Raw genomic sequence first — 15,771 nt, 5'->3', positions numbered from 1 at the left:
CCACCGCTTACAGGCAATCGGAGTTGAATGAACCGAATCCTCGGTGCGCTTTCGCGCGCCCGACACAACGGAGGAGATGGCAATGCCGATCGAGTTCACGCATGTTCCTGGCAAGACCGCCGACGCCGCAGTTCCCTTTTTCTACGACTTTGCCGATACCGCGACCAAGCTCGGGCTGATCGAGAATGGCGGTTTCCGCAAGATTGTCGTCGACGATTCGGCCGGGTTGCTGACCAACATGGATCTTGCCACCCAGGTGCTGGATCGCACCTCGTCGCTGGAAGTCGTCCTTACCCACTGGGCGGGCGTGATTGAGCCGACAGTGGCGGCGCGGCAGCTGGCTGCCATCGATGCCAAGAGCGGCGGTCGGCTGGCGCTGAGGATGCTCAGCGAGCCGCTGAGCGACGACGATGCCGAAACGCGGCCGGTCGGGCATACCGTCATCTGGCAGCGCATCGACGAATATCTGGTGCTGCTCAAGCGGCTGTGGTCGAACGACCGGCCCTTCGACCATGAAGGCGCGTTCTACAGCATCAAGGGCGGCTACGTGCCGCGCAAGGGTCCGCACGGCGCCGACCTGATCATCCGTATGGGCGGGCAATCCGGAACGGCGCTCAAGGTAGCCGGCCGGCATGCCGATGTCTTCGAACTGGCGCCGGGCTCGATCGACGAGGTTCGGCAGCTGATGGAGCGGGTGCGCGGTGCCGCTGCCGAGCACGGCCGGGCGGGCAAACTGCGCTTTGCGCTTCCGGTCAGGATTCACCAGGGCGCTTCCGCCACGGGCCACAAGGCGGTCGACCTTTCCGGGCCACCGGCACAGGCCGCCCTGTCGCTGCTTGCCTATACCGCGCTCGGGATCGATGAATTCATGATTGTCGGCGTCGACACGCCGCGCGAGATCGCCACGGTCGGCCGGGAAACGATCGCCCTGCTGCGCAACTCCCTGGCGCGTCGCGAGACCGACGCATTCCAGCCCGGGGCGTATGCGTCTCGCGCGGGTCTGGAGACGCGCGCAATGGGCTGAGATCCTTCAGCCTTTTGTTGCTTCAGGCCTGTCGCCAAGTCGCGACAGGCCTTCGATGACGGCGGCTGAATCCGTCAGCGCGCCGAAGACGCCGTCTTCGACCGTCACCATGTGAAGTGCTGCCTCGTGCGCTTGTCTGTCGCCGCTGGCGCAGGCGTCCGAGATCGTCAGGCATTGGAAATTCCGGTCGCAGGCTTCCCGCAACGTGGTGTGGACGCAGACATCCGTGGTGCATCCGGAAAACATGAGATGCGTGATGCCTTGCGCGCGCAGGACAAGCTCGAAGTCCGTATAGGTGAAGGCGCTGTTGCAGGTCTTGTCGACGATGATGTCCTGCGGCGCGACGTCGATCTCCGGAACGATCTGGAATCCCGGGCCCGAGCGCAGCAGGATTTCGGTGCCTTCGAGCCCGGAGCGCTTGCGGCGCCATTTTTCGTAAGGCGTCATGTCGGCCATGTCAGCCCGATAGCCCTGCCTGGTGTGGATGATGCTGACGCCGGCCTTGCGGGCGGCTGATATCAGCCGGCTCACGGTCGGCAGGATCGCCCTGAGCGGCGAGGGGTCGTAGCCTTGCTTGGCGAAGTAGCCCGTCGTCGACAGGAAATCTTGCTGCAGGTCGATGACGATCAGCGCAGTGTTTTCGGCAACCAGCCTGCCGTCATAGGGGAAGTCGAAAGGCGTCGCCTTGATCATCCGGGGTTTTCTCCTCACCGATTGTGCGGTCCATCCTGAACGGCGAAGTTGCAGCCGTCCACCCGGGCAGCAATCCTAACACCAAGAGGCAGGACGAGGGGCGTCGTGCCGGCGACGACAGTTCGCCGCGCAAACCCTCACGGTTACGTCGCGACGATTTGTTGACCGTTGCAGTCATCTTAAATGTTGACTAGTAAGGTCATGTTTCATAGTCAACCGGGCATCGCCTGCCGAAAGCCGAAATCTGGAAATGCGGGTGGCCGCACTGGAGAAAAGCCATGACCGTGGCTGGAATTGATGCCCAGACTGCCTTCCATATCGACGCGGTGCGCTTCGCCGTCGGCGAGCGGACGCTGCTCGGTCCGGTTTCGCTCGAACTGCAGCGCTCGCGCGTCTACGGGCTGATCGGCCACAATGGTTCGGGCAAGTCGACGCTGATCAAGCTGATGGCGCGCCAGCAGCCGGCAAGCTCAGGCGCCATCACCTTCGCCAGGCGGCCGCTATTGCAGTGGGGCGCCCGCGAGCTTGCCCGCGCGCTTGCCTATCTGCCGCAGACGACGCCGGCGGCGACCGGTCTCACCGTACGCGAACTGGCGACGCTCGGGCGCTATCCCTGGCATGGCGCGCTTGGCCGCTTCCGCGCGGAAGACAGGCAGCATGTCGACGAGGCGCTGGCCTTGACCGACATGGACGGTTTTGCCGACCGGCTGGTGGACGAATTGTCGGGCGGCGAGCGCCAGCGCGCGTGGCTGGCCATGCTGGTGGCACAGAACGCCGGCGTCATGCTGCTCGATGAGCCGATCTCGGCGCTCGACATAGCCCACCAGGTCGAGGTGCTCGGGTTGGTCAAGGACCTTAGCCGCAAACGCGACCTCTGCGTTGTCGTCGTGCTGCACGATCCCAACATGGCGGCGCGCTACTGCGACGAGCTGATCGCGCTGAAGGACGGCAAGCTGCTGACGCGCGGCACGCCCGGCGAGATCATGCGCAGCGGTGTGCTGAAAGGCATTTTCGGCGTGGAGATGGGCGTGTTCGCGCACCCCGTCACCGGCCAGCCCGTCGGCTATGTGCAGTGACGAGATTTGATGCGGTGGTGGGAAATGGAAAGCGGCCGGCCGCTGAGAGAACAAGGAAGAAGCTGTTGTCGAGAAGTGGTTTGTTGGCGGCGTTGGTCGCATCCGTCATCCTGTCGGTCGGTAGCGCGACCGCCCAGCAGCAACCGGCTGGTTCCGCCCCCGTGATCGAGGCGACCACCACGCCGGCTGCACCGGCACCCGCAGCACCGGCAGTCGTCCCCCCAGCCATGATGGCGCCTGCGCAGCCGGCCAGCCAGCCGAACGCGACCGTACCGGCCGAGGCCGGGCCTTCGACGGCGCTGGAGCTGGCCCTGCCGCATGATCTGTCGCCGTGGGGCATGTTCATGGCGGCCGATATCATCGTCAAGGCGGTGATGATCGGGCTGGCCTTTGCCTCCCTTGTCACCTGGACGATATGGCTGGCCAAATCGCTGGAGATTCTTGGTGGCAAGCTGCGTATCCAGCGCGCAGTGCGGGCGATCGGCGAGGCCGCCACGTTGAAGCAGGCGAGCCGCGCCCTCGACCGCAGCGGCGGCCCCGGCGCGCTTCTGGTGCGGGCGGCCGAGGAGGAGACCGCACTTTCTGCAGATGCGCTCGATCATGTCTCGGGAGACGGGCTGAAGGAACGGGTCACGTCGCGCCTGTCGCGCATCGAGGCGGCGGCGTCGAGGCGCATGTCGCGCGGCACCGGCGTGCTGGCGACGATCGGCTCGACCGCGCCCTTTGTCGGCCTCTTCGGCACCGTCTGGGGCATCATGAACGCCTTCATCGGCATCTCGCAGGCGCAGACCACCAATCTCGCCGTGGTCGCGCCGGGCATCGCCGAAGCGCTGCTAGCCACCGCGATGGGCCTTGTCGCGGCAATACCGGCCGTCGTCATCTACAACGTCTTTGCCCGTTCGATAGCCGGCTACCGGCAGATCCTCGCCGATGCCTCGGCGGGCGTCGAACGGCTGGTCAGCCGCGACCTCGACTTCCGCACCGTCGCGCCGCCGACGGCGCTGGCGGCGGAGTAGCGCCATGGCAAGCAGAATCCGACAGACCATGGACGACGATCTCGAGGAAAGCCACGAGATCAACGTCACCCCCTTCATCGATGTCATCCTGGTGCTGCTGATCATCTTCATGGTCGCGGCGCCGCTGGCGACGGTGGATGTCAATGTCGACCTGCCGGGCTCGACCGCAACGCCCGCGCCACGGCCCGAAACGCCGCTGTTTCTGACGCTGAAGGACGATCTGTCGCTGGCGATCGGCAACGACAGCGTGCCGCGCCCGGCGTTCGCCGCGACGCTGGACAGCAGGACAAAAGGCGACAAGCAGACGCGCATCTTCCTGCGTGCCGACAAGGCGGTCGCCTATGGCGACCTGATGGAGGCGATGAACCTGCTGCGCGGTGCCGGCTATCTGAAGATCGCGTTGGTCGGCCTGGAGGCGGCGCCGGCCGCCACTGGTGCAGCGGCGCCATGATGCAAGCGACCGCCTTGCCCTCGGTCCAGTTGTCGCGCTTCGGCTGGCGCGACCTTGGCTTGTGGGCCGGTGCGGCCGCGCTGGTCCTCGGAGCTCATGTCGCGGTCGCCTATGCCGTGCAAAACTTCACGATGGTCACCGAAGCAGACGGCGGTCTGCCACCGGCCCAGGTGATCGAGATGGCGCCGATGGTGGTGATGCCGGCGGTGGAAGAGCAGATTGCCGCGCTGGACGCGGTTACGCCAGATCAGACCGAGCCGACACCGACGCCCGAGCCTACGCACGAAGAGCCGGTCGAGAAGGCGGAGCCGGTTGTCGAACAGCCGCAAGCCGTTCCGCCCGACGAGGCCGAACCCACCCGGACCGAAATGGCTGAACAGGTCGACCAGCCGCCGCCGGATGAGGTCGTCCCGGATATTGTCGAGGCTGTCGCCCCCGAGGTCGTCATTCCCTTGCCGCAGCCGAAACCGGTCGAAGTGGTCAAGGACAAGAAACCGGTCGAGGCCAAGGCGAAAAAGCCTGTCGAGAAGCCCAAGCCGCGGCCGAAGAAGGAGAAGGCGGCGCCGCCGAAGACGGTAGCCGCCGCCAGCGCCGATGCACGGCCTGCGGCCAGGACTGCCGCGCCGGAGTCGGCACAATCCGCGTCGCGATCCGGCGACTCCAGCAAATGGGACTCCCGCTTGGGCGCCTGGATCAAGCGGCACACGCGCTATCCCCGTTCGGCCAAGGCTCGAGGCGTGGAAGGCAGGCCGTATGTCGCCTTCACGGTCGACTCGTCCGGCCGGGTCCTGTCTGCCAGGCTCTCTCGTTCCTCCGGAGATGCGGATTTGGACCGTGCGGCACTCGCCGTGCTGCAAGGCGCCTCAGTGCCGGCACCGCCGCCGGAACTCGGCTCGCGCCTGAGCCGAACAGCACCGTTCGTGTTCAGCCTGCGCAATTAGAGACTAGAGCAGACCCGGATCCATCAATAGCTGAGCGACAGGCACAGGGCTTCGACCTGCTCCAGATAGAAGCGACATTTCGTGCGCAGAAGCCTGAGGCTCGGGTCGTCGGCGCCGTTGATCTCGATGGTCTGCATCATGAAGTCGAAATGGGCATGAAAGGCGTCCACCGCGCCCCAGAGACTGTCGACCTGGCAGCTATCGGCAATTGCCATCGAGACGAGTTGGCGAGCCTCGACCCGCGCGGCGTCAGGCGATGGCGGTTGCCTGGTGATCAAGGCGTCGAGCCGGCTGAAAATGCTTTCCCTGGCGTCGACGCTTCTGATGTTGGCAATCATGTTCATGTGCAGATCCCCCTTGGCAATTCCAGGCGCGCAACGGTTTCCCGTCTGCTTGAAAACAAACGGTTAGAACGGGTTCAGTGTCCTGAACCGCTTTGGGTCCGAGCGAACGGATGCCGGTTCTGCGGGCAGGATGCGATCAAGGCCGGGATGGCGGCCGCATCGGTCGGTCGGCCCCTGATGATGTTAGCGACCTCGGCATCGGCCTGTTCGAACCAGTAGACCATGTCGGCGCGGTTCAGATCCGTGGCGGCTTTTTTCAGCAGTGGCATCAGGTTTTGCAACGCGCATAGCGTCCCCCAGCGGTTTGGCCGGGAGGTCGAGCCGGCGGCCACCGCGCATGCGGCTGACGATTGCATGTCGCTATGCTCTCCGCGGCTGGGCAGCACGATTGTCCTTTGCCTGCACCTTGGGGTGCAGCGGGTTGCCGCTGAGCTGCGCATGCCTGGCCGGCCGTGCGCCGCGAAGAACGTCGAAGGCTTCTGCATAGGCCATGCCCAGCAGATAGGAGATCATGGGAAAACGGCTTGCTTCGGCCATCTGCACGAGCTCATTGGTCATCGACGAAATGTATTGAAGACTATCGATTTCCGACTGACGTAGGGAATGATTTGCCACGTGCTGCTCCTGTCTGTGGTTGAACCTAGGGAACGCGTTACAGAAAATAATAAGCCGACTAATTGATAGATTGGCCCGCCGAAGACGGGCATGGTTCCGGGGCCGAGAGGGTCAAGGCATAGATGTGCGCGTCGGTGAGGCGATCGAGGCCGAGCAGGCGCTTGATCGCCAAATGACTGAGCGCCGCCGTCGGGCATGCCGACAGGCCATGATTGGTCGCCGCCAGCATGATGTTCTGGCCGATATGGCCAGCCTCGATCAGCACGACACGATAGGCGTTGGCGTCCTCGTATTTCCACATCGTGCGATCGAGCTTCGCGCAAAGCAGGATAAGGCACGGCATGGTATCAGCCCATTCCTGTCCACCGACCAGTTCGGAGATCTTGGGCAGATGGTTTGCGGAAATCCTGCCAAGGTCGTGATCGGCGGCACAATAGTGGTAGACGCCGGGCTCGAGACCGTCGACGCCGAGCGCGACCACATAGGCCTCATAGGGATTCCTCGCGCCGCCGGAAGGGGTCATGCCAAGCGGCAGGGCGCCAACGCAGTTGGCGGTCTCGCCGGTGATGCCGAGCCCTGCGAACAGGCAATCGGAAAGCTGTTTGGCCGTGATGGTGGGCTGAGCCGCCGTGCGGTTGGTGCGGCGGCGCGCCATCAGGGCGAGAAGTTCATTGTCTTCCAATGCGTTCGGCAGCTGAATGGCGCCAGCGGAATTCTTCAGCACCAGGTCCGGTTGCGGCGTGTGGCCGGCGCGTTCGATCTGCCGTTCTTCCGCTTGCTCGATGGTCATGTATGCGCTGTCCTGGACGCAGAAATGCATCAGCGCGGTCGGAAGGCCCCAGCTCCATTGTCCGGAAAACTGCTCCTCCTGCTCGGCGAGCGGCGATCCGGCGGTCACCAGGGCGGAAAAATCGAGCAACTGGGGAACAACAGCCTTCAGCTCGGACTTCGACCACCCATGGGCGCGGGCGATATCCGCCGTCGACGCCCATTTGTCCCACGATGCAAGAAGACCGACCATCTCCGGGCTGCATTCAAACACGCTTCTGGTCAGGAAGTTGCATGCCGTGATCTTGTTGGGCCCGGGGTAGAAAACAAGCGTTTTTGAAGAGCGCATTTTCATGATGCTGAATGCCATGTGCGGAGCCGAGGCGCCGACAAGCGAACCGCTCGCCGGCGCAGAACGGCTTCAGCGCTTGTTGTAGTGCATGCCCTGCGAAAAGAAGACGGTCTGCGTGCCGGCGGCAATCGTCAGCTTCGGAGCGGTGTTCACTTTCTTGGCCATTTTCATCCCTTCCTTGATCCCATCGGGATCCGTTGAAAGACCCCCAAAACGGGATCCACGGCAAGAAAGGTAAGGTCGGAAGAGTTAATGGTATGTTAAAATTGTAGTAAATCCACGTACCAAAGACGGGCTGATGAATTATCTTTCCTGTCACTAAAGTGTAAAATATCGATTTTATTCAGATACAGAGTAGACAATCGTTGGCATACGCTTTTTCGGTATATGCTTATTCTTATTTAGCGTAAGCCACGGCGATCGACGGCATTAGCCCAGCCCGTCCCGGGTTAGGCTGACCACCAGTTGGTCGACGCTTGGATCGTCGAGCCTGATGACGTGTGCCATGCTGATGGCGTCCCTGGGGCGGATGTTGGCCATGTCGCGCCGCATGATGACGGACACGAAGGCCGGCCCGGCCTCCGTCAGAAGCATAGCCTTGCCTATCAGCACCGGTTCGGAGATCGGTGCCCATTGCACGGAGATCAGCGACGGCTCGCCGGTCTGGCGACGATTGATGCCGCTGAAATAGATCCAGTTCAGGCGCGAGATCGCCACCCCATAGTGGTTGCCGCGCGCCCGCGCCCATGTCGATCCCCGGCGTTCCGACCATCCGGTAACCCTTCTGAAGGTGACCAGCTCGGCTTCGCGACGCACGAAGGTTACCGATCGCATCAAGAGGTCGGGCCGGGAGGGAATCGAAAAATAGGTGAAATAGGTGCCTCCCGCGATCGATGGGCTGGGCGGACGGATCATCTGGTTGAACAAGCTCTCCGAAACCGGCGGCAGGCCCCGGACCCTGGGTTCGGGGACGTCGGGATCCTGGTACAACTCGGCCTCGTCGATCCGGAAGTAGTCGCAGATCAGCTTGGCGGTGGCCTTGTTGGGAACCGTCTGTCCTTGCAGGTAGCGTTCGAACTGCGTGCGGTTGATGCCCAGCTCACGGCATACCGCGCTGACGGAAGCATGGTCCTTGCAGAGCCGTCTAAGGTTTGCAGCGAGATTCTCGCGAATTGACACGTCTTTGCTTCCGCAGGCGGATTTTTCATTTCGACTCGAAAGCCATATAGCGTCTTCGGTCGCCCCCGCCGAAACGCCCTTGTCACAACGCACAGAAAAACTGATTTGGTAACGTCAATCTAATGGGGCAGTTTCCAAAAAGAACGGAAACAATCCGTGGGCAGCTTCCGCCATAAGTCCAATTGACAACAGTTTTGTCAGATATTGCGAGATGGACGCGCAGTAGTGCGGCCCTCGAAAGCGCCTTGGCACAACAAATACCGCCCGCAGGAGCCAGGACGAGCCCCGTGCAGTGCATTCGGCGCGGAGAGTGGAGAACTGATTATTCCGCTGGTGGAGCTGAGGAGGATCGAACTCCTGACCTCGTCATTGCGAACGACGCGCTCTCCCAGCTGAGCTACAGCCCCGTCCAGCGGATGGCGCATTTATCGGGCGTCGTGGTTTTCTGTCAAGGCGGCGTTTTGCCGAAATCCGCTGCCGTCGCGTGTCGGGCCAGCGTAGAGGGAAGGCGGCCCTTGCCGGTTTCGCGTGCAATGGCTACATGTCGGCAACAATTGGAGACCGGCATGCTCGCCCTCATTCAGACAATCGTTATGGCGCTTGACCTCTACTGGTGGATCATCATCGCATCGGCGATCTTCTCCTGGCTCTACGCCTTCAACGTCGTCAATTCGAAAAACCAGTTCGTCGGCAGTATCGGCAACATGCTCTACCGGCTGACCGAGCCGGCGTTGCGGCCGATCCGCCGCTTCATGCCGGATCTTGGCGGCATCGACATCTCGCCGATCATCCTGCTTCTGATCCTGTTCTTCCTGCGGCAGTTCATACTCACCACGGTGGCGCCACTCGTCCTGTGAGCCCGGTGCTCGCATGAGCGCGCCGTTCCGCCTGCGCGATGGTGGCGTCGACCTGTTTGTCCGGCTGACGCCGAAGGCTGCGCTGGACAGGCTCGAAGGCGTCGAGACGACAGCGGACGGTCGAAGCCATCTGAAGGCGCGCGTCCGCGCCGTGCCGGAAAACGGCGCTGCCAATCAAGCGCTTGAACGATTGCTGGCCAAGATGCTGGGCGTGCCGGCGTCCACCGTCTCGGTTGTCGCCGGCGGCACCGCCCGGCTGAAGACCGTGCGCATTTCAGGCGATCCGGCGATGTTGGCGAAAGGCATCGAGGGGCTCGGCTCCTGATGCCCTTCGGTGAAGGGTTCAATCCCCCAGCGGCAAACGCGGATCGTCGACTTTCAACGTGTTCACGCTCTGCTTGATGCGGCGCAGATTTTCGAGGACTCGTGGTCCGCGCGTCTCGGCGACGGAGGTGACGATCATGTCGACGATCGACAGCAGCGCATAGCGCGACGATGTCGGCTTGTAGATGTTGCCGTCTTCCAGCGACTGGAAATGGATGACCGTGTCGGCGACCTTGGCGAGTGCGGAGTCCGGCGGCGTGATGGCGATTGTCGTGGCACCATATTGCTGGGCGACCTGCACCGCATCGATAACCGATCGCGCATAGCCCGAGACAGAGAAGGCGATCAGCGTGGTGTCGGGTGTGGCGACGGCGGCGTACATGCGCTGCAGCTGTCCGTCGATCTGCGCCAGCACCGACACGCCCAGCCTGAACAGCCGGTTCTGCATTTCGGTCGCCATCATCGAGGAAATACCGCCGGAACCGATGCACAGCACATTGCCCGAGACGGCGATGCGCGCGGCGACGGCGACCAGCGTCGTCATGTCGAGGTTTTCGCTGGCGCGCTGGATGGCCGATATCGCCGCTTCGGTGATGGCGGAAGCGATGCGCTGTTCGCGGGCATCGCGGCTCAACGGCTCCGGCGATAGATACTGGCCGCCGATGGCGATGGCCTGTGCCAGATAGAATTTGAAATCGCGCAGGCCCTCGCAACCGAGGTTGCGGCAGAACCGCGTCACCGTCGGTTCGCTGACACCGACACGCGCGGCAATTTCCGAGATCGCCGCCTTGGAGACGAAATCAAGGTCGGCCAGCACGAAGCCGGCCAGTTTGCGATCCGACTTCGTTCCGTCCTGCAACATCAGCTGCAGGCGCGTGATGATGTCGGCCGGCGTCTTCATGTATGTGTTTTCATAGAGGCAGGCCCGTCGCCTTGTCGAACAGATGGATGTTGCCGGGATCGACGGTCACCGGCAGCAGGTCGCCCGGCCTGACCGGCACCCTGTCGCGGAACACGGCGCGTACGGTATCAGCACCAATGGCGCCATAGACATGGGTCTCGGAACCGGTCGGCTCGACGACATCCACCTTGATCGCCATCGCGTCGACAGCCTCGCCGATGACGAAATGCTCGGGCCGGATGCCGGCTTCCACCGCGCTGCCCGCCGGCACCTGTTTGCCGGCAAGCGCAAGTCGGCCGCCACCGGTCGACTCGAACCAGGATTTCTGAGCTGTCGTCTTGAGAGAACCCGACACAAAGCTCATCGACGGCGAGCCAAGGAAGCTGGCGACGAACTTGTTGGCCGGCCTGTCATAGAGTTCCAGCGGCGCGCCGACCTGCTGGATCCTGCCACGGTCCATGACGACGATGCGGTCGGCCATGGTCATGGCTTCGATCTGGTCGTGGGTGACATAGACGATCGTCGATTTCAGCCGCTGGTGCAGCGCCTTGATCTCGACGCGCATCTGCACGCGCAATTGCGCGTCGAGGTTGGACAGGGGCTCGTCGAACAGGAACACCGACGGCTCGCGCACGATGGCGCGGCCCATGGCGACGCGCTGGCGCTGGCCGCCCGACAGCTGGCGGGGATAGCGGTCGAGATAGGAGAAGAGATTGAGGACGCCGGACGCCTTCTTGACCTTTGCGTCGACCGCCTCGCGCGCCTCGCCGCGTATCTTCGGGCCAAAGCCGATATTGTCGGCTGCCTTCAGGTGTGGAAACAGCGCATAGGACTGGAACACCATGGCAATGTTGCGCTGCTGCGGCGGCAGCGCGTTGGCGCGCACGCCGCCGATCAACAGGTCGCCGGAGGTGATCGTCTCCAGTCCGGCCAGCATGCGCAGCAAGGTCGACTTGCCGCAGCCGGACGGGCCGACCAGCACGACGAACTCGCCGCTCTTGATATCGAGGCTGATGTTCTCGAGGATCTTGTGCTGTCCGAAGGATTTCGACAGGTCGCGAAACTCGACGTCGGTCATGCTCACGCTCCCAGAATGTCGTCGATGAAGGGCAGGCAACCGGCGGTCAGCCCCGCGTCCACCGGCATCACCACGCCCGTTATTCCAGATGCGCGATCGGATGCAAGGAAGGCGACGGCTTCCGCCACTTCCGAAGCGTTGACGATGCGGCCAAGCGGATAGAGCCGTTGCAGCTTGCCTAGGATTTCAGGATCCTTGGCAAGGCGATGGTCCCAGGCGGCGGTGCGGATCGATCCGGGGCAGACGACATTGGAGCGCAGGCCGCTGCGGCCGAGCTCGACGGCGATCGCCTTGGCGTAGGCGTTGATGCCGGCCTTGGCCGCGGCATAGGCGGGATTGCCGAAATGCGCGATGGCGTTGACCGACGAGATGAAGACGACGCTGCCGGAACCTCGGCCGGCCATCGCCTTGACCAGCGGATCGGCGAAGTTCATCACGCCGGTCAGGTTGAGGTCGAGTTCCTGCTCTATCTTGTCGGGATTGAGCGCCGAAATCGTTTCGGCGCGCGTCCAGCCGGCATTGTTGACGAGAATGTCGGGCATGCCATCCCGGTCGAGGATCGCGGCGATCGCTGCCGCTATCGATGCCTTGTCGAGAAGGTCGAAGACGTGGCGGGAGGCAAGGTGCGGGCTTTTCAATGCCTCGCTTGATTGGTCGCAGCCGACGACCCTGGCGCCCCTTTGCGCCATCAGCGCCACGATGGCGGTGCCGAGGCCGCCGCCAGCACCCGTGACCACGACAGTCTTGCCCTCGAACTCGGCCCTGCCTTCGAACTCGGCCCTGCCTTCGAACTTGGCTTGCGAAACCACCGTGCGTCATCCTCCGGGAGTTCTGACAGATGGTGCAACGCCTAGGCCAAAAAATGTAATTAAGCAACAGAATAATCTGCTTGCAAGCCTTCAAATCATCGATAATGTAGGAAAGTCACATAAATCTTCTGCTCCGGCAACGAAGAGGCGCGCAGGCGCAAAATCAAAATGGGAGAGATCAAATGAGCCTTGCAAAATGGACTGTCGGCCTGATGGCCGGAATGAGCATGCTGGCAATTGCGGCGCAGGCGAATGCGGGCGAGGTGCGCGTCACCGTCGCCGAGTACAGCGCCAAGACTGCTCCCTATTTCGCCGACGTCAAGAAGGAATTCGAGGCGGCCAATCCCGGCATCACCGTCAAGTTCGAAGTGGTGCCGTGGGATGTGCTGCTGCAGAAGCTGACCACCGACATCACCGCCGGCACCAATGCCGATCTGTCGATCATCGGCACGCGCTGGCTGATCGACTTTGTCCAGCAGGATGTCGCCGAGCCGCTCGACAGCTACATCAAGCCCGACTTCAAGGACCGCTTCATCGACACCTTCCTGTCGCCCTCGATCATGGAGGGCAAGACCTACGGCCTGCCGATCGCGGCCTCGGCGCGCGCCATGTACTACAACAAGGAGCTGTTCGAGAAAGCCGGCATCGCCAAGCCGCCGGCAACCTGGACCGAGCTGCAGGACGATGCGCGCAAGATCAAGGCGCTGGGCTCCGGCACCTTTGGTTTCGGCCTGCAGGGCAAGGAGATCGAGACCGACGTGTACTACTACTATGCGATGTGGTCCCAGGGCACCGAGATCCTCAACAAGGACGGCACCTCCGGCCTCGGCACGCCCGGCGCGCTTGAAGCGGCCAAGCTCTACAAGTCGATGATCGACGAAGGCCTCACCGAGCCGGGCGTCACGTCCAACAACCGCGAGGACGTGCAGAACCTGTTCAAGCAGGGCAAGGTCGGCATGATGATCACGGCACCCTTCCTTTCCAACCAGATCAAGGACGAGGCGCCGAACCTGAAATACGGCGTGGCGGCCATTCCCGCCGGGCCGACCGGCGCGCGCGGTACCTACGGCGTGACCGATTCCATCATCATGTTCAAGAACTCCAAGAACAAGGACGAGGCCTGGAAGCTGCTCGATTTCCTGTTCACCACCGAACAGCGCGCCAAGTTCACGCAGGGCGAAGGTTTCCTGCCGGTGAACAAGGAAGAGGCCAAGATGGACTACTATGTGAACAATGCCGATCTGGCGGCGTTCACCGCGCTGCTGCCCGACGCCCGCTTCGCGCCGGTCATCCCCGGCTGGGAGGAGGTCGCCCAGATCACCTCCGACGCCATGCAGAAGATCTATCTCGGCGGCGATCCCGAGGCAGGCTTGAAAGACGCAGCAGCCAAGGCCAACGCGGTGCTGAAGAAATAGGGCGTATCTCCCTGCGCCCGTGGCGCGCCCCAGACTCAGGCGGGGCGCGCCACCCCTTGGTTTCCCGCCTGGTGCGGTGGATCCGAAATTCGCATAGAAACTTCTGATCCACGCGCGTGGATCGGTTCACCGTTTGGTGAAACGGCGAACCGATCCAACTCTTTGTTTTAACGCAATTCCGAACGGAAAACCGCGCCACACTTTTCCTGGAATTGCTCTAGGCGCAGGCCAGCCGATGCAAAACCGTTTCTTGCCCTATCTTCTGACCTTACCCAGCCTGTTCCTGGCGGCGATCGTCATCTTCTGGCCGGTCTGGGACCTGATCCAGATCTCGACGCACGATGTCAGCCGCTTCGGCCAGCTTCGCGACTTCAACGACTTTGCCAATTTCGGGGCACTCGCTGCCGATCCCGATTTCATGGCCGCGCTCTGGCGCACCGGCCAGTGGACGGTGATGGTCGTCGGCGGCGCGCTGTTTTTGTCGATCCCGGTGGCGATGATCCTCAACACCGATTTCTATGGCAGGGGTATTGCCCGCGTCATCATCATGTTGCCCTGGGCGGTGTCGCTGACCATGACCGCGGTGGTCTGGCGCTGGGCGCTGAGTGGTGAAAGCGGCATGCTGAATTCGGCGCTGATCGGCCTCGGCATCATCGACCACAACATCCAGTGGCTGGCGAGCGCCGAAACCGCCTTTCCCATGCAGGTGCTGATCGGCATCCTGGTGACGGTGCCGTTCACGACGACGATCTTCCTCGGCGGGCTGTCGTCGATCCCGGACGACCTCTACGAGGCGGCGGCGCTCGAAGGGGCGACACCGCTGCAGCAGTTCCGCGAAATCACCTTTCCACTGCTGAAGCCGTTCATCAACATCGCCATCGTGCTCAACACCATCTACGTGTTCAATTCCTTCCCGATCATCTGGGTGATGACGCAGGGCGGGCCGGCCAATTCGACCGACATCCTGGTCACCCACCTCTACAAGCTCGCCTTCCGCATCGGCAAGCTGGGCGAAGCATCGGCGGTGTCGCTGGTGATGTTCGCCATATTGCTCATCTTCACCATGATCTATGTGCGGCTGGCGATGCGGGAGCAGCGCGCATGACAAGTAAACTCAAACGCACCGTCATTGCCTGGCTGCTGCTGGCGCCACTGATCGTGGTGACGCTCTTTCCGTTCGCGGTGATGTTCCTGACCGCGGTCAAGCCGAGACAGGAAGTGCTGTCGCCGACCTGGTGGCCGAGCGAATTCCGCTGGGCCAACTTCTCCGACATGTGGGTGGCGACCGGCTTTGGCCAGGCGCTGCTCAATTCGCTCTACGTGTCTGTGATCGCCACCGTCGGCGCCATCCTGATCTCGGTTCCGGCGGCCTATGCCATGTCGCGCTTCCGCTTTGCCGGCTACGGCGCCTTGCGCCAGTTCCTGCTGATTTCGCAGATGATCTCGCCGATCGTGCTGGTGCTCGGCCTGTTCCGGCTGATGGCCGCCTGGGGCCTGGTCGAGAGCACGACGGCGCTCGGCTTCATCTACATGGCCTTCAACGTCGCCTTCACGGTGTGGATGCTGCAGAGCTATTTCGACACCATCCCGCGCGATCTCGAGGAGGCGGCCTGGATGGAAGGCGCCGGCCGCTGGCTGACCTTGCGCAAGGTGTTCCTGCCGCTCTGCCTGCCGGCGATCGCGGTCACCGCGATCTTCACCTTCATCAATGCCTGGAACGAATTCGTCGTCGCGCTCACCATGCTGCGCAGCCAGGAAAGCTACACGCTGCCGATCCAAGTGTTTTCGCTGGTCGCTGGCCGCTATACCATCGAATGGCACCACGTCATGGCGGCCACGCTGCTGGCGACCTTGCCGGTGGCCATCCTGTTCATCTGGCTGCAGCGCTACCTCGTCAGGGGCCTGGCGCTCGGGGCGGTCAAATAGCC

Annotated in this window: 19 protein-coding genes and 1 tRNA gene; 10 read left to right on the top strand and 10 right to left on the bottom strand. The window is 62.8% G+C overall.

Annotated features, from left to right (window positions below; all coding sequences use genetic code 11):
- Positions 1-82 precede the first annotated feature (82 nt).
- Positions 83-1,024, top strand: coding sequence for an LLM class flavin-dependent oxidoreductase (locus EJ076_RS02850; RefSeq protein ID WP_126066833.1), 942 nt, complete (start codon positions 83-85; stop codon positions 1,022-1,024).
- Positions 1,025-1,030: 6 nt separating this feature from the next.
- Here the strand turns inward: EJ076_RS02850 and EJ076_RS02845 are convergent, their stop codons facing one another.
- Complete coding sequence (locus tag EJ076_RS02845; RefSeq protein ID WP_126066832.1) at positions 1,031-1,717, bottom strand: isochorismatase family cysteine hydrolase; 687 nt, start codon at positions 1,715-1,717, stop codon at positions 1,031-1,033.
- A 278-nt stretch (positions 1,718-1,995) separates the two neighbouring features.
- On the opposite strand from EJ076_RS02845, the gene EJ076_RS02840 reads away from it, so the two are divergent.
- The 4 genes from EJ076_RS02840 to EJ076_RS02825 all read left to right on the top strand — a co-directional run bounded on the left by EJ076_RS02840 (position 1,996) and on the right by EJ076_RS02825 (position 5,201).
- Positions 1,996-2,793 (top strand): ATP-binding cassette domain-containing protein, encoded by a 798-nt coding sequence (locus EJ076_RS02840; RefSeq protein ID WP_126066831.1) that lies wholly within the window; start codon positions 1,996-1,998, stop codon positions 2,791-2,793.
- Between the two features lie 65 nt (positions 2,794-2,858).
- Positions 2,859-3,809, top strand: a complete 951-nt coding sequence (gene exbB / locus EJ076_RS02835; RefSeq protein WP_126066830.1) for a tonB-system energizer ExbB — start codon at positions 2,859-2,861, stop codon at positions 3,807-3,809.
- 4 nt (positions 3,810-3,813) lie between these two features.
- On the top strand, positions 3,814-4,260 hold the full coding sequence (gene exbD / locus EJ076_RS02830) for a TonB system transport protein ExbD (RefSeq protein ID WP_126066829.1): 447 nt from the start codon (positions 3,814-3,816) through the stop codon (positions 4,258-4,260).
- Positions 4,257-5,201: an energy transducer TonB gene (locus tag EJ076_RS02825; RefSeq protein WP_126066828.1), complete on the top strand. Its 945-nt coding sequence runs from the start codon at positions 4,257-4,259 to the stop codon at positions 5,199-5,201. Before exbD ends, EJ076_RS02825 begins: the two co-directional genes overlap by 4 nt.
- A 23-nt stretch (positions 5,202-5,224) precedes the next feature.
- Here EJ076_RS02825 and EJ076_RS02820 read toward each other — a convergent pair whose 3' ends face one another.
- From EJ076_RS02820 to EJ076_RS02790, 6 genes are all read right to left on the bottom strand, one after another.
- Positions 5,225-5,545, bottom strand: coding sequence for a hypothetical protein (locus EJ076_RS02820; protein WP_109664185.1), 321 nt, complete (start codon positions 5,543-5,545; stop codon positions 5,225-5,227).
- 74 nt (positions 5,546-5,619) lie between these two features.
- Positions 5,620-5,826, bottom strand: coding sequence for a hypothetical protein (locus tag EJ076_RS02815; protein ID WP_164548531.1), 207 nt, complete (start codon positions 5,824-5,826; stop codon positions 5,620-5,622).
- 79 nt (positions 5,827-5,905) lie between these two features.
- Complete coding sequence (locus tag EJ076_RS02810) at positions 5,906-6,160, bottom strand: hypothetical protein (protein WP_109664195.1); 255 nt, start codon at positions 6,158-6,160, stop codon at positions 5,906-5,908.
- 58 nt (positions 6,161-6,218) lie between these two features.
- Positions 6,219-7,181: a SagB/ThcOx family dehydrogenase gene (locus tag EJ076_RS02805; protein ID WP_245462949.1), complete on the bottom strand. Its 963-nt coding sequence runs from the start codon at positions 7,179-7,181 to the stop codon at positions 6,219-6,221.
- Between the two features lie 528 nt (positions 7,182-7,709).
- A complete protein-coding gene (locus tag EJ076_RS02795) occupies positions 7,710-8,459 on the bottom strand; it encodes a helix-turn-helix transcriptional regulator (protein WP_126066827.1) in 750 nt (249 codons plus the stop codon).
- Between the two features lie 331 nt (positions 8,460-8,790).
- A tRNA-Ala gene (locus tag EJ076_RS02790) sits at positions 8,791-8,866 on the bottom strand.
- Between the two features lie 159 nt (positions 8,867-9,025).
- Between EJ076_RS02790 and EJ076_RS02785 the strand changes: the two genes are divergently transcribed.
- Together EJ076_RS02785 and EJ076_RS02780 are read left to right on the top strand one after the other, a co-directional pair.
- Complete coding sequence (locus EJ076_RS02785; RefSeq protein ID WP_109665382.1) at positions 9,026-9,316, top strand: YggT family protein; 291 nt, start codon at positions 9,026-9,028, stop codon at positions 9,314-9,316.
- 13 nt (positions 9,317-9,329) lie between these two features.
- Positions 9,330-9,641 carry a DUF167 family protein gene (locus EJ076_RS02780; protein WP_126066826.1) on the top strand — a complete coding sequence of 104 codons (312 nt, stop codon included), beginning with the start codon at positions 9,330-9,332 and terminating at the stop codon, positions 9,639-9,641.
- 18 nt (positions 9,642-9,659) lie between these two features.
- Here the strand turns inward: EJ076_RS02780 and EJ076_RS02775 are convergent, their stop codons facing one another.
- From EJ076_RS02775 to EJ076_RS02765, 3 genes are read right to left on the bottom strand one after another with little or no spacing between them, the layout of a single operon-like run.
- A complete protein-coding gene (locus EJ076_RS02775) occupies positions 9,660-10,541 on the bottom strand; it encodes a MurR/RpiR family transcriptional regulator (RefSeq protein ID WP_109664213.1) in 882 nt (293 codons plus the stop codon).
- Between the two features lie 10 nt (positions 10,542-10,551).
- Positions 10,552-11,619, bottom strand: a complete 1,068-nt coding sequence (ugpC, locus tag EJ076_RS02770) for a sn-glycerol-3-phosphate ABC transporter ATP-binding protein UgpC (protein WP_109664217.1) — start codon at positions 11,617-11,619, stop codon at positions 10,552-10,554.
- Positions 11,620-11,621: 2 nt separating this feature from the next.
- On the bottom strand, positions 11,622-12,428 hold the full coding sequence (locus EJ076_RS02765; protein ID WP_109664222.1) for an SDR family oxidoreductase: 807 nt from the start codon (positions 12,426-12,428) through the stop codon (positions 11,622-11,624).
- 182 nt (positions 12,429-12,610) lie between these two features.
- Here EJ076_RS02765 and EJ076_RS02760 point away from each other — a divergent pair, with 182 nt between their 5' ends.
- From EJ076_RS02760 to EJ076_RS02750, 3 genes are all read left to right on the top strand, one after another.
- Complete coding sequence (locus EJ076_RS02760) at positions 12,611-13,843, top strand: sugar ABC transporter substrate-binding protein (protein WP_109664227.1); 1,233 nt, start codon at positions 12,611-12,613, stop codon at positions 13,841-13,843.
- Between the two features lie 235 nt (positions 13,844-14,078).
- Entirely contained in the window at positions 14,079-14,948 is an 870-nt protein-coding gene (locus EJ076_RS02755) for a sugar ABC transporter permease (protein WP_126066825.1), read from the top strand.
- On the top strand, positions 14,945-15,769 hold the full coding sequence (locus tag EJ076_RS02750; RefSeq protein WP_109664236.1) for a carbohydrate ABC transporter permease: 825 nt from the start codon (positions 14,945-14,947) through the stop codon (positions 15,767-15,769). The genes EJ076_RS02755 and EJ076_RS02750 overlap by 4 nt, the downstream gene beginning before the upstream one ends.
- Positions 15,770-15,771 lie beyond the last annotated feature (2 nt).

This window comes from Mesorhizobium sp. M7D.F.Ca.US.005.01.1.1 (genome assembly GCF_003952545.1).
Classification (GTDB): Bacteria; Pseudomonadota; Alphaproteobacteria; order Rhizobiales; family Rhizobiaceae; genus Mesorhizobium; species Mesorhizobium loti.
This window is presented reverse-complemented; position numbering and strand designations above follow the sequence as displayed.

What these genes read in the sequence shown, in the direction of transcription:
- EJ076_RS02755 (WP_126066825.1), top strand. Translation starts at nt 14,079, where the DNA reads ATGCAAAACCGTTTCTTGCCCTATCTTCTGACCTTACCCAGCCTGTTC.
- ugpC (WP_109664217.1), bottom strand. Translation starts at nt 11,619, where the DNA reads ATGACCGACGTCGAGTTTCGCGACCTGTCGAAATCCTTCGGACAGCAC.
- EJ076_RS02780 (WP_126066826.1), top strand. Translation starts at nt 9,330, where the DNA reads ATGAGCGCGCCGTTCCGCCTGCGCGATGGTGGCGTCGACCTGTTTGTC.
- EJ076_RS02775 (WP_109664213.1), bottom strand. Translation starts at nt 10,541, where the DNA reads ATGAAGACGCCGGCCGACATCATCACGCGCCTGCAGCTGATGTTGCAG.
- EJ076_RS02840 (WP_126066831.1), top strand. Translation starts at nt 1,996, where the DNA reads ATGACCGTGGCTGGAATTGATGCCCAGACTGCCTTCCATATCGACGCG.
- EJ076_RS02785 (WP_109665382.1), top strand. Translation starts at nt 9,026, where the DNA reads ATGCTCGCCCTCATTCAGACAATCGTTATGGCGCTTGACCTCTACTGG.
- EJ076_RS02845 (WP_126066832.1), bottom strand. Translation starts at nt 1,717, where the DNA reads ATGATCAAGGCGACGCCTTTCGACTTCCCCTATGACGGCAGGCTGGTT.
- exbD (WP_126066829.1), top strand. Translation starts at nt 3,814, where the DNA reads ATGGCAAGCAGAATCCGACAGACCATGGACGACGATCTCGAGGAAAGC.
- EJ076_RS02825 (WP_126066828.1), top strand. Translation starts at nt 4,257, where the DNA reads ATGATGCAAGCGACCGCCTTGCCCTCGGTCCAGTTGTCGCGCTTCGGC.
- EJ076_RS02850 (WP_126066833.1), top strand. Translation starts at nt 83, where the DNA reads ATGCCGATCGAGTTCACGCATGTTCCTGGCAAGACCGCCGACGCCGCA.
- EJ076_RS02760 (WP_109664227.1), top strand. Translation starts at nt 12,611, where the DNA reads ATGAGCCTTGCAAAATGGACTGTCGGCCTGATGGCCGGAATGAGCATG.
- EJ076_RS02750 (WP_109664236.1), top strand. Translation starts at nt 14,945, where the DNA reads ATGACAAGTAAACTCAAACGCACCGTCATTGCCTGGCTGCTGCTGGCG.
- EJ076_RS02820 (WP_109664185.1), bottom strand. Translation starts at nt 5,545, where the DNA reads ATGAACATGATTGCCAACATCAGAAGCGTCGACGCCAGGGAAAGCATT.
- EJ076_RS02805 (WP_245462949.1), bottom strand. Translation starts at nt 7,181, where the DNA reads ATGGTCGGTCTTCTTGCATCGTGGGACAAATGGGCGTCGACGGCGGAT.